Annotated in this window: 7 protein-coding genes; 3 read left to right on the forward strand and 4 right to left on the reverse strand. The window is 46.7% G+C overall.

Annotation, left to right across the window (positions count from 1 at the left end; all coding sequences use genetic code 11):
- Positions 1–5: 5 nt before the first annotated feature.
- Positions 6–1,250 (reverse strand): DEAD/DEAH box helicase, encoded by a 1,245-nt coding sequence (locus tag ACO1PK_RS06010; RefSeq protein WP_423187766.1) that lies wholly within the window; start codon positions 1,248–1,250, stop codon positions 6–8.
- A 271-nt stretch (positions 1,251–1,521) separates the two neighbouring features.
- Between ACO1PK_RS06010 and ACO1PK_RS06015 the strand changes: the two genes are divergently transcribed.
- Complete coding sequence (locus ACO1PK_RS06015) at positions 1,522–2,961, forward strand: hypothetical protein (RefSeq protein ID WP_423187767.1); 1,440 nt, start codon at positions 1,522–1,524, stop codon at positions 2,959–2,961.
- A 21-nt stretch (positions 2,962–2,982) separates the two neighbouring features.
- Here the strand turns inward: ACO1PK_RS06015 and ACO1PK_RS06020 are convergent, their stop codons facing one another.
- Positions 2,983–4,491, reverse strand: a complete 1,509-nt coding sequence (locus tag ACO1PK_RS06020; protein WP_423187768.1) for a tryptophan halogenase family protein — start codon at positions 4,489–4,491, stop codon at positions 2,983–2,985.
- Between the two features lie 71 nt (positions 4,492–4,562).
- Positions 4,563–7,334, reverse strand: coding sequence for a TonB-dependent receptor (locus ACO1PK_RS06025; RefSeq protein ID WP_423187769.1), 2,772 nt, complete (start codon positions 7,332–7,334; stop codon positions 4,563–4,565).
- A 390-nt stretch (positions 7,335–7,724) separates the two neighbouring features.
- Here ACO1PK_RS06025 and malQ point away from each other — a divergent pair, with 390 nt between their 5' ends.
- Together malQ and ACO1PK_RS06035 are read left to right on the forward strand one after the other, a co-directional pair.
- Positions 7,725–9,863: a 4-alpha-glucanotransferase gene (gene malQ / locus ACO1PK_RS06030; protein ID WP_423187770.1), complete on the forward strand. Its 2,139-nt coding sequence runs from the start codon at positions 7,725–7,727 to the stop codon at positions 9,861–9,863.
- A gap of 183 nt (positions 9,864–10,046) precedes the next feature.
- Positions 10,047–10,781 carry a substrate-binding periplasmic protein gene (locus ACO1PK_RS06035; RefSeq protein WP_423187771.1) on the forward strand — a complete coding sequence of 245 codons (735 nt, stop codon included), beginning with the start codon at positions 10,047–10,049 and terminating at the stop codon, positions 10,779–10,781.
- Positions 10,782–10,802: 21 nt separating this feature from the next.
- Here ACO1PK_RS06035 and ACO1PK_RS06040 read toward each other — a convergent pair whose 3' ends face one another.
- A complete protein-coding gene (locus ACO1PK_RS06040; RefSeq protein ID WP_423187772.1) occupies positions 10,803–13,214 on the reverse strand; it encodes a prolyl oligopeptidase family serine peptidase in 2,412 nt (803 codons plus the stop codon).
- Positions 13,215–13,236 lie beyond the last annotated feature (22 nt).

A 13,236-nucleotide genomic window follows, 5' to 3' on the forward strand; every position in this document is an offset into this window, starting at 1 on the left:
CACCATTAGACTGGGGTATTAGCTGCTTTTGGTCGAAAGCTTCTTGGCTTTTTCGGTTTTTTTGGCGGCAATGGCTTCGGATTAGCCGCAGTCTCGGGTAAAGGCTGCACAGGCGCAAAGCTAGCGATAACTTGACGCGGAATGGCTTGTTTAATTAAACGCTCAATGCCTTTTAGCTCTTTCATCTCTTCCGAGCAAACTAAAGAGATGGCTAAGCCCGCAGCGCCAGCCCGACCAGTGCGACCAATCCGGTGTACATAGTCTTCGGCCACATTCGGCAACTCAAAGTTAACGACTTGCGGTAATTGCTGAATATCTAAGCCACGTGCAGCAATATCCGTTGCTACCAGCACCCGCACAGCACCCGCTTTAAACTCGGCTAAGGCTTTGGTACGGGCATTCTGGCTCTTGTTACCGTGAATAGCCATGGCTGAAATGCCGGCTTTTTCCAATAACAACGTAAGCTTATTGGCACCATGCTTAGTTTTGGTAAATACCAACACTTGCTGCCAATTGTGTTGCTTAATTTGCTGGATCAGTAAATTCGCTTTCTGCGCTTTGTCTACTGGGTAAAGCCACTGCTCAATGCGCTCAACTGTACTATTTGGTGGGGTGACCGTCACTTCCAAAGGATCGTTTAGCAAGCCTTTGGCCAAGGCGCGAATTTCTTCGGAAAAAGTAGCCGAAAACAACAGGTTCTGGCGTTTTGGCGGCAATAGTGCCAATATTTTCTTAATATCGCGGATAAAGCCCATATCTAACATGCGATCGGCTTCGTCCAGCACCAAGACTTCGAGCTGGTTAAAGCGCACGGCGTTTTGCTGGTATAAATCCATTAACCGGCCTGGGGTGGCAATCAGAATGTCGGTGCCTTTGCGCAGCGCCATCATTTGTGGGTTAATTTTTACGCCACCAAAAACTAAAGCACTGCGAAGCGGTAAATATTTACCGTACAACTCGACACTTTCGGCAACTTGTGCGGCTAGCTCACGGGTAGGCGTTAAAATTAACGCCCGCACCTGATTAGGTTGCACCTTGCGCCCCTGTTGCTTACCTTCGGCTAACAGTTGTAGCAAAGGCAGTGTGAAGCCGGCGGTTTTACCGGTACCGGTTTGGGCGGCAGCCATTAAATCACGGCCGGCCAACACAGCAGGGATTGCTTGTTGTTGAATAGGTGAAGGTGTGGTGTAGCCTTTCTCTGCCACGGCCTTTAATAGTTCGGCCGACAGCGGTAAATCTGTAAATAGCATGCGTATTCCCGCAATGGTTGCTGCGAAAATCTCTGCCCGCAGCTGCAGTGCCCTTCTGTATGAAGGGCGCGCAGTCTACCTGAAACCCTGCTAAAATACGAGAAATTCGCTACAGAATCGCCAGAGCAAAGTAAAACACGCGCAAGTAAACCGCTCACGGCTGCATATCGCTGCAATAATTCTTATAGAAATTGATTGAAAGACTAAACATTACGGATTCTCGCTTTGCAGCGTTCGCAAGGAATGGTATTTTGTACCAAAGAAACGATAAATGTTCATGGAGCTTTTCTTGAGTGTTGCTGTTAGCAAACAAACGGTGTTTTTGCGGCATATAGAACAATTGCTAGCGCAGTTTTATCACCCACAACAATCTTGCTACTATGTGCTGGCAGAAGCATTTTTTCGCCTACAACAAGAGCAACAACATGCTCTGCATCTAGCAGAACAAGATTGGTTGCTAGCGCAGAAAGCACCACAAAAACCAGATGTGTTGAAGAAAACCCGAGCTATTTTTACGGACTTACAGTATGCCGATGAAAAATTACGGCTACAACGCTGGAGCGCACTTAGGCAACTGGCAGAAAATTTATTACAACTCAGTGATGGTATCCAGCAATCTGAAACCTTGACCCTAAGTTCCCGCTTATTTGGCAGCCTGTTATTGACCGCACTGAGTAAAAAACGCAAAACCGCGTTACTCGAATTTGCCTATAAACCCTGTTATCGCGCGCTATTAACACTTCGACTGTTAGACGATTTATTGCAACAACAGATTATCAAAGAACCAGAGTGGCAAAACTGGTATCAACAGCGTAATCCTGCCGAGCCTGATAATTGCCCTTATCGCCAGCAGTTACAGTTACCCTTGGTAATGGCCTGCGTTATTCAACATTTGGGGCAGTTGCATTTAGATGCGCAAGCTATCCTAGCGAAACACGACCACACCAACACCACCGACCGCGCGTTAAGCCCAGAGGAGAGGGTGCAATATCTCGCTTTCAGTCAACAAGGTAGCCTAAATTTTTTGAGTACCGGTCTTGGCGTGTTGCCATACCGAGGTAATAGCAAAGATGAACGCGAGCAACATCAACAACAACAATTAAAACTGATGACTTTGCTGGAACGCTTTATAAAAGCGCCGCCTCACACACTACTTGGCAGTTTATTTAAAGTGCCGCAAGCCTACACCTCTGTGATTTTGCCAGGCCGTAACCGTTATAACTATGAAGCGTTACCAAAGGCGCCTTTGTTACTGCGCGAAGCTGTCAGGCGCGCTGAATATGATGGTCGACTGGTTGACCGCATTTTTAGAATGCAAGGGATCTTTCCCCAAGGTTATGGCATCGTCTATACACCTTTGGGAGATGACAGCAAACCCCAACCAAAATATGAATTTGCGGTTGTAAATAGCCTTTATCCTGAGAAACCTGAACAACCGCGCTGCCGTGTAGTCAGTCGAAATCAGCAATACCGCAATACCGGTTATGATATTACGCTCAGTGCCGAACTGAACTTATATTTTAAACCTGCCCGAGATCGTCTTAAAACGCTGCCAGAAAGGCGACTAAGAGAATTACTCAATGTGTTATATCAAGATGGTGATGCATTGTTTGATCGGAAATTACTGCCACACTGCTGGCAAGCTGATAATTTTTTTAGTGTCGCTGAAAATCAAAATTTATGGCAAAGCGCTGAACGGCGGCAGAATTAACTGCCGCTTAGCGCTTTATGATCAAGACTCTGCTTTACAAAAATCCTGTAAGAACTGCTGGTGCAGCGGTAACTTTGTAGCCGTGGCGGAAAAAATCGTTTTTAAATAATCTAGTAATTCGCTTAATTGCGTGTCAGTCAGGGCATTCACGATCGGATGATAATCCTCTGGCTGTAAGCCCTGCCCCAGCATCACTTGGATCCAAGCAATGGGTGAAAATAACTCATCCTGCTCGCGATACACCTTGCCTGTGGCTTTAAAGAGGGCAATTTTCTGCAGCAAGCGCTCTGGCACATCCATTTGTTGGCAATCGCGCCAGAATTTAGAATCGGTACGCTGCGTTAATTTATAGTGCAAGATAATAAAATCGCGGATATGTTCAAACTCCAGCTGCGATTGCCGATTAAACTCTGCAACCTCTTCTGACTTAATGCCTTGATGCGGAAAGTTTTTTACTAAACGAATAATACCAGATTGAATTAGGTGGATACTGGTCGACTCTAGCGGCTCCAAAAAGCCACTGGATAAACCGATACTGACCACATTGCGGTGCCATTGCTTGATACGTCGCCCAGTGCGGAATTTTATCAAACGCGGTTCAGCAAGCGCCGGCGCATCTAAATTCGCCAGTAAATGCGCTTTTGCCGCCTCCTCGGACCAATACTTACTTGAGAATACCAAGCCATTGCCTGTTCGATGTTGTAACGGGATCCGCCACTGCCAGCCGGCTTGATGTGCAATAGATCGGGTATAGGGCACTATCGGCTTGACACTTTCCGTTGGCACCGCCCAAGCGCGATCACAAGGCAACCAATGGCTCCAATCTTCGTAGCCGGTATTTAAGGTTTGTTCGATCAATAAACCGTGCATACCGCTACAATCAATAAATAAATCGCCGCTTATTACCTGACCATCCGCCAAGGTTAGCGCGCTGACATAGCCATTACTTTCGCTGGTGGCTACGTGGGTAATTTTGCCTTCGATACGTTTGACACCCATGGCCTCACAATGTTTACGTAAGAACTTCGCGTATAAGGATGCATCAAAATGGTAGGCATAAACTAAGCCAGGTAAATTCACCTGTGGGATAGTATCAATTTTGCTGAATTTATTGTGTTTAGCGGCCTGATAATTGAAGGAGTAATCCCAAAAATCTTGAGTTAAGCCTTGTTGCTTGGCTTTTAACCAAAAATGATGAAAGGTGCAGAAAGGATAATCTTTGCCAAAATTACCAAAAGCATGCATATAGCTATCACCTTGCTGCCCCCAGTTTTCAAATTGGATCCCGAGCTTAATGCTGCCTTGGGTTTCTTTTAAAAAGGTTGCTTCATCTAACCCTAAGCCCTCATTAAAATGAATCACTGGCGGTATCGTGGCTTCACCCACACCAACAATGCCAATTTCTTCCGATTCTACCAAGAGGATATTGAGTGATTTTCCGAGCATTTTGACCAACAGCGCAGCACTAATCCAGCCAGCTGTACCGCCACCAACAATCACTACCTGCTTTATTGCTTGTTGTTCTGACATCTTACTCACCATAAAAAAACCCCTAAGACAAAGCATATCTTAGGGGCTTAAATTAGACCAATGCGTTTACCTTAGAACTTGTATGAGAAACCCAGCAAATAGGTTCTACCATAGTCTTGGAAGTCACGCACAGCACCGCTACCATGACGGGTAGTAAACGGCTGATTACTTAAGTTCTGACCTTGTAAGAATACACTTAAGCCATCTAACTGGGTGAAACCCGCCGCACCAAAGTCATAGCCTAACTGTGCATCCCAAATAGTCTCGCCATCGATATCAACCTGTGCGGTTGCAAAACCGATATTGTAGATATCGCCTTTGAAGGCTGAACGCTTACGCATAGAAGCACGGGCAGAGAAACCGTCGCGATCATAATAGAAGGTGAAGGTTTGGATCTTATCTGACAGACCTGGCAGTTCAAAATCATTGCCATTTTGATCTTTAATATCAGAGGTTATCTTGGTATGGCTAGCAAAAATACCGAACCCTTCCAGACTGTCATGTAAAATACTCAGTGGAATTGAGGCCGATAATTCTAAACCCGATAAACTGCCTGAGCCGCCATTTACTTTACTGTTTGACACGGCCAGTCTATTCACGGGTTCAGAACCATCAGGTGCGGTAATGTTATCAAACTCAAAACGCGTTGAACCATCAAAGATCCAGTCTTTCAGCTCTTTGTGGAAAACCGTTACTGCATAGTACCCTTCTGAATGGAAGTAATTTTCATAGCCTAAATCAAAACCAATGGCGGTTTTTGGCTCAAGCGTAGGGTTACCCCCACCGACACTCCAAGCCTCGGCAGTAGTGGCATTAGCATTATATGAAATATTCATAGATGCGTTCATATCGTCCATACGCGGACGAGACATGGTTTTTGCTGCACCAAAGCGGACACTTTGTTGTTCATCTAAGGCTAACTTAAGGTTTAAGCTTGGTAACAAAATACCAAAGTCATGTGAAACATCCGTTGGTACGGTTTGCACTAACTGATCAACCACGAAACTACCAAAACCTTGTGAATCTTGTTTTGTTTTCACATAACGTAAACCCACATTACCAGTTAAAGCTTTATCCATAACTTCAGCGTCAATATTGGCCTGAGTGAAGATAGCCATAACCTGCTCATTCACCGTCCAAGAACGGGTTTTATGACCACCACCATCCGCACGGCTTTCAGGAATGCCAAAATAGAAACCATCGCGAACCAAAGCACGAGAATCGTAAGCAATCATATTGCCAAAGCCCAAGAAGCTCAGATCAGTCACGCCAATCCGGTATTGCTCAGGCACAGGGGCTAACGCATCTGGATAAGATTTCAGGGTTAAGTAATAGCCTTCTGAGCGTTTGGTTTTAGAGCGATCTTTATGAGATATACCATATTCTAAGCTGCTGAACGGCCCAGCGTTTTCCAACGCTTGGGTTGCCGCAAGGCGTAAAGTTGTCAAGTCACCATCAATTTCTGGTGCATTGATAAAACCGTCTTGTGCATCACAAGGCACATCGACTTTACAGCCCCAGTTAAGTGGCGCACCGAGTAAAATCAAATTCCAATCAGCATAATTCAGTGTTGGCGAGAACGTCGCACCCGTACCATCCGCATTTAGCACATAATCGATATTGTCGTAGGCTCCTACGCCTTCGCCGCGACCTGTACCAGAGTAGTTTTCCATACTCCAAATCTGGCGTTTAACGGTGGACCGACTGACATCAAAATCCAAGCTGATATAATCGGTTAATTCATATTTAGCATTAAAACCAAAGGCTTTTAATTCAGCATCACGCACTTCATAGTCGTTACGCACAACGGCCTGATTTCTGATCGTCCCCTCTGTCACAATACCATTTTCAATTTTGTTGATGGTAGTGGTACCGCCAGCCCAAATACCAGGCACTTCAATACCGCGTAAGATTTTCTCATCAGAGAAATCTACATAAAGGGCATCAGCAACTAACTTTAATTTGTCATTAGGGGCATACTCTACAACTGCCATGACTGAATCACGCTCTAGCGTTGAAGAACGAGCAAAAGGTTTAGCCCCGCCTAAAATAACAAAGTCATTACTCAACTCAAAACCATTAGCATTAATGCCAGCACCCCAATCTACTGCTTGCTGCGCGCCATCATAACCCCACGCATTCCAACGTTTTTCTTGGTTGGGTGAAGTCATAGTGGTTACGGCCAGCGCCACACCTATGGTGTTATCTGCAAACTGGTCAATGTAGGCAAAAGTGCCGCGAGCGCCAGCGTTATTGCCATCTGGGTTCAGTTTATCAAAACCGGTACGTTCATACTGTCCATTAACCTGTAGCACTCTCTCGCCACGAGCTAATGGGCTGGCCGTTCTAAGATCGATAACACCGGCAATACCTTCAGCTTCAAGCTTGGCATCTGGCGTTTTATACACCACGACCTGACTCATAATTTCTGACGGATAGAGGTCAAACTCTACGCCACGATTATCATTAATGGAAACTTGTTCACGACCATTAAACGTCGTAGAGCTCTCATTTTCACCAAAACCGCGAATGGTGATACGGCTGGCACGACCATCTAAACGCTGAGCCGCTAAACCGGGAAGACGAGCTAAAGACTCGGCAATACTAGAATCAGGTAATTTACCTATATCTTCTGCAGAAATAGCTTCTACAAAGGAACTATTAAACATTTTTAGGTTCTGAGATTCCTGTAGGCTGCGACGAAAGCCACGTACGGAAATCACTTCAACGGCTTCTTCATCCGCTTTCGTTTCGGTCTCAGCGACAGCTTGCGCCAATGCCAGTGAACTGGAACTGGCTGCCGCTATGGCTAAAGTCAGCATGCTAAGTTTAAATTTATTCATCACCTTGTCTACCCCGGTCTGTTGTTGTTTTGCTACTGCAAAATCCGTAAGCCTTGCTGAAAGTTCTCAGCTTCGGTTTCGCCATGCTCATTTATTAAACTTATTCGGGCATAAGCTCAATATGAATACGTATTCATAACCCAATTCACGCACAAACAGGGTGCAAACACTGCCCAAACTGCACTATCGTTGTGCGAATAGCGCTTTAAACCCAAAACTGACTAAACAGCGTTGTCATAAATAAACTGCCGGCTGAGCTGAAACAGAAAAATTGCATACGTATGCAGCCTGTTTCCTATTTGTTGCAGGCTGTTTATGCTTGTCTGGGTTTAGCTCCAACCGAAACAATAGCGGGTTAGTTAATAGTCTAGCCCATACAGCAGGTGGTCTATGGAACAACTTAAACAGCTTGCCAGCTTGGCGGGTTTGCAAGACAGCTATGTGCATGCCAATGGCCATACTGAGCACATTTCGCTGCCGGTACAACAAGCTATTTTAACGGCGATGGGGTTTGACTTAAGTACCGAGCAAACTATAGCGGCCCATATTGCTCAGTTACAACAACAGGCTTGGCAAGTGGGTTTAGCTGCCGTTACTGTTTGCACCGAAGGCGAGCTCCTAAGCGTTCGTCTGCAACTATCGGCTGCCAGTGCAAGTAGTCAGTGGTCTTGGCATATTACGACAGAGAGCGGCGAACGCTTTCAAGGCGAGTTCTTACTGCAACCAAAAGATATCGTCGAGCAATACTCATTAGCAACAGATAACATGCTGGCTTTTCAGCTTGAAATCCCGCTGCAATTACCCCTTGGTTACCATCAACTGCAACTACGCTCAGGCACGCAGGTGTTACAACAACGCTTGATTATTAGCCCGACTCGCTGTTTCCAATTGCATGATAGCGCGGTATTACATAAAACCATGGGCCCAGCTATTCAGCTGTATGCCATTCGCTCAGACCGTAACTGGGGCATGGGAGATTTTGCAGATCTGAAGACCATGGTAGCGCCTTTGGCCGTGCAAGGTAATGACTTTATTGGTTTAAACCCTTTACATGCTTTGTATCCGCTACTGCCGCAAGATTGTAGCCCATATAGCCCCAATAGCCGATTATGGCTCAACACTTTATATGTTGCGTTGGATACCACGCCGGAGTTCCAAGCATGTACTGCAGCGCAGCAGTTGGTCGCATCTGACGCCTTTCAGCAGCAATTAGCCGCTTGCCGAGCGGCGGTGAATGTAGATTATCCTGCAGTTGCCAAGCTAAAGTCGCAAGTAGCGCCGTTGTTATACCAACACTTTTTGCAGCATGACATCGCCCAGCAAACAGCACGCGCAAAGGCCTTTCAGCAATTTGTTGAACAAGGTGGCACCAGCTTACAACAGGTTGTGCTGTTTAAGGTGTTACAAGGTACGCTATTTTGGCAAGATCATACCATGGCAGCATGGCAGCACTTTCCTGCGGAATATCAAAACCCCAATAGCCCTGCAGTGCTGGAATTCGCCAAGCAACATGCTGAAAAAATTAACCAACAGTGCTATTTGCAATGGCTCGCTCAACAACAATTGGCCGAGGTAAAAGCCGAGTGCCGTAAGCAAGGAATGGCAATTGGCTTATATTGCGATGTGGCAGTCGGTACTAGCCGCAGCAGTGCCGAAAGCTGGGCTGCACCGGAAGACTTTTTGCTTGATCTGAGCGTAGGTGCACCACCAGATATTATGGCCCCCAAAGGCCAAAACTGGGGCTTATTAGCCTATAACCCTGTAACTCTACGGCAAAAAGCTTATCAGCCATTTATTGAACTGATTCGAGCCAATATGCGCTTTGCGGGAGCATTACGGCTCGATCATGTAATGGCATTATTACGGCTTTGGTGCTGCCCGCTCGGCGCTGATGCCACTGCTGGCTGCTATTTACGGATGCCTGCCGCAGAGCTATTTGCAATCCTAGCACTGGAAAGCCAGCGTAATCATTGTGTGGTGATCGGTGAAGATTTAGGGACAGTGCCAGCTGAAATCAGCGAGTTAATGCAGCAGTATCAAGTGCTGTCATACCGCGTCTTTATGCTTGAACAAAAGGTAGGGAGTTATCAGCATCGAGATCAAACTTATCCACCGCAGGCCTTAGCCACCGTAACTACCCATGATATGCCAACCTTAGTCGGCTTTTGGCAAGAAGGCGATCTCGCCTTACGGCATCAACTGGATTTATTCCCAAGCCGTGCGGTCGCCGATAATTTGCATCAGCTACGCGCCGATGAAAAAGCCATTTTACAGCAGCAACTGGACATTACAGAACCCGATGCGGCGACCTTAGTGCGCGCTTGTCATCTTTATACAGCAGCAACGCCGGCCCGTTTATTTGCCTATCAGTTAGAAGATTTAGTGCTACTGGATACGCCGGTGAATATTCCGGGCACCAGCACTGAATATGCTAACTGGCAGCGTAAATTACCGCAGGATATAGCAACAATTTTAACTGAGCCGGCTGTTATTAAACTAATGCAAGAGATGAAACAAGCTCGGAAATAATTAAAACGAGCTCTAGAGTAAATGCCGCCTTAGCTGGCCTAGGCGGCATATTTTTATCGCGTAGCTTTACAAAGCTGCATCCCACCTTTTTCTACCAAATCTGTCTAATTAGCGACAAAATGGCTAAGCAGCAGGCATTAAGCTAATCTTATAAATCAGTACGACAAGTATTTAGGTAATGTAGTGTCAAAAATACTGACGGTGTTTGCTGTTATGCTACTCACATCTAGTTTGGCAAGCGCAGCAGTAAACCAACTTATCAATTTGTATACCGAAGAGTATCCGCCTTGGAATTATACTTCTGGCCAAGCAGTTATAGGTCTTAATACCAAACTGATTCGGCAAGCACTGATACAAAGCGAGTTGCAGGGGCATTTCTTGGTGATCCCTTGGGGTCGAGCCCAGCGTTTAACTCAAGCAGAGCAGTATAGTTGTTTTTATTCTGCCGTCAGAACGGCTGAGCGTGAGGAAATCTATCAATGGATTGGGCCTTTAAGCCGCGAGTATGTGCAATTGTTTTCGTTAAATCCTGAAGTCTTGCCCTTTTACGCCTTAGCAGCAGCCAAAGATTTCGTCATTGGCGGCCAAACCGAAGATGCTTACACTGACTATGTTGCGCAGCAAGGCTTAAGAGTTGAACGCGTGGCAGAAATCCCCACTAACCTGTCGATGCTTCAACTTGGCAGAATCGATCTATGGTTAGCTGGCTCGGTAGGCGGCCCATATATCGCCGCAAAAAAAGGCTTACAACTTTTTCCAGTGGCGACCAGTGAGACCCTGTTTGAACTCTGGTTAGCCTGTAATAAACAGATGCCACAACAGATTATTGAACAACTCAACCGTTCAATTAAAGCGATTAAACAAGCTGAGCTGGATACTTTAGAGGAAAAAGCCGACAAGTCTCTGCCGGCTTGGTAAAGAAAGTTGACGCAATAGTCGTTATTCCGTTTGAGCGTTTTTCACAAACTCATCCAGCCAGTTTACGGTTTCCCACAGCATATGCAGCACCGACTCACGAGCACGATAGCCATGTGATTCCAAAGGTAACATCACTAAACGGGTGGTACCACCATTGCCTTTAATCGCTTGATATAAGCGTTCGCTTTGCATTGGGAAGGTGCCAGAGTTGTTATCATCAGTACCGTGGATCAACAGCAAGGGCGTTTTAATTTTCTCAGCATGGAAAAACGGTGACATTCGCGCATACAGCTCAGGATCATCCCAAAGAGTGCGCTGCTCGCGCTGGAAACCGAAAGGTGTCAGCGTGCGATTGTAAGCACCACTGCGGGCAATACCAGCTTTAAATAAGTTAGTATGCGCCAGCAGGTTAGCCGTCATAAAGGCACCATAAGAATGCCCTCCAACAGCAACGCGCTTCGAATCAGTCACTCCTAACGCAACACCCGCAGCAATCACCGCTTCGGCATTAAGCACGAGTTGCTCAACAAAAGTATCGTTGGGCTCTTTCTCGCCTTCGCCGACAATGGGCATAGTGGCATTATCAAACACCGCATAGCCTTGGGTAGCCAAAAACTGTGGGTTCCAGTAACTAATACGGTTAAAGCGGTAGAGCGAATCCGACACCTGCCCTGCAGCTGCCGCACTGCGGAATTCACGCGGATAAGCCCAGACAATGGTCGGTAAGGCACCATCACGCGCTTTATCATAGCCCGCTGGCAGTAATAACGTGGCTGACATCGGAATACCATCCGCGCGTTGGTAATTAATCAGCTCGCGACTAATGCCTTGGGTATGTGGCATTGGGTGCGGCGTCTGCGTCAATGCAGTCAGTTCACCATTTTGTAAATTCCGTAAATAGAAATCTGGTGGTAAATCGGCCGATTCGCGCTGCGTTAATAACTGACCAGATGGCAGTAGCGTAATGGGATACTCATAGAACGGCGCTTCTGAACGCCATAACCGCTGTGTTTCGCCTGTTGCTAGTTGCCGCTTATCAATAAAAGGTCTATTACCCTCCGGCGATGCACCTACGGCAGTTAAGTAAATTGCACCGTCTTCGATACGCAATAAACGCTGACCATTGGCTGCCGTGGTTAATAAGGGTGTACCCGGATCGTTGTAACGGTCTTCAGAGGAACGCTCCCACATCACCTTTGGTGTAGTACCATTTGCCAAATACCAGACTTTTTCATTACGGTCCTGCCACCAACGTTCCCATACCATTAGGCTGCCATCCGCTGCACCTAACAGGTAGCTAAAACGGAAGCTAAGATCTAATAACTTGGTAGGCTCAGCGGTAAAGGGTGCAGCTAATTGGAACAACTGATCACGGATTGCCACTTTATTCGCTGGGTCGCCGCCGTCTGCCGCTTCAGCCCAATACAAGGTAGCAGCCTGATCTGGCCGCCAGCCAATATCGCGACGCCCCGTGCTCACGGCATCAAAAGCAATAGGTAGGTTATCGGCTACCGGTTGTTGTACCACTTGATACTGTAACTTGCCTTTGTTGTCCCACACTTCACTGGTGTAAGCAAAACGGGATACCGGCACGGCATAGGAAAAGGGCTGCTCGATGCGGCTAGCAAGAATAAAGTTGTTATCGGGCGAGATCTCTACACTACGAAATACTTGCGGGGCGCCCAAAGTCTTTATTTTATTGTTTAGGCCAATTTTTACCAGTTGACTGGTGAAATAATGGCTAAACAGCGCTTCATCATGTTTATTTTTTAATAAATCTTGGTAAGTTCTGGCAGGCGCGGTGCGACCACGCGCTTCTGTAATCACCGGCCCTGTTGGTACTTTACTTGCAACAGGCTCGGCACCCCGTTTGGCCGGAACGGTTAAGGCATATAAGGCTTTACTATCGGCAGCCCATTGCAAACCGCCGCCCCAAATAGCGTTAACCGCCACTTTGCCCCAGCGACTAGCACGAGCTTTTTCAATATCGACTCGCCATAACTGCGCTTCATTATCCTCTAACTGCACAAACGCTAAATATCGGCTGTCCGGCGACCACGTCAAGTTAACTGCTTTTAACTGTTTTGGCAGACCGCTAATACTGCGACTTTGCTGGCTAGCGATATCCAATAGCTGCATAGTGGCAATATAACGCGGTTGCGTGGGCCCGGTATTGGCGGGATTAAACCGCACTCCGGCTAAGCGATATTCTGGTGCGGCTAAATCAGCAATACTAGGTAAAGCCGGAAAGCCAGTATTTAACATCAGCAAACCGTTGGGGCTTAAACTGGCGCCTGGCGTAGGTGCGGCATCCACGATTGCCACGATTTCAGCAGCAGGTTGCTGATAACCGATGTCAACTGCAGTAGCTAGCACCACACTGGCCTGACATAGCATGGCGCCCAGTAGTAGGGTACTAAGTATCTTTTTCATTTTATGCTTCCCTGTTACATTA

It is taken from the genome of Alishewanella sp. d11 (assembly GCF_049390205.1).
In the GTDB taxonomy this organism is placed as follows: Bacteria; Pseudomonadota; Gammaproteobacteria; order Enterobacterales; family Alteromonadaceae; genus Alishewanella.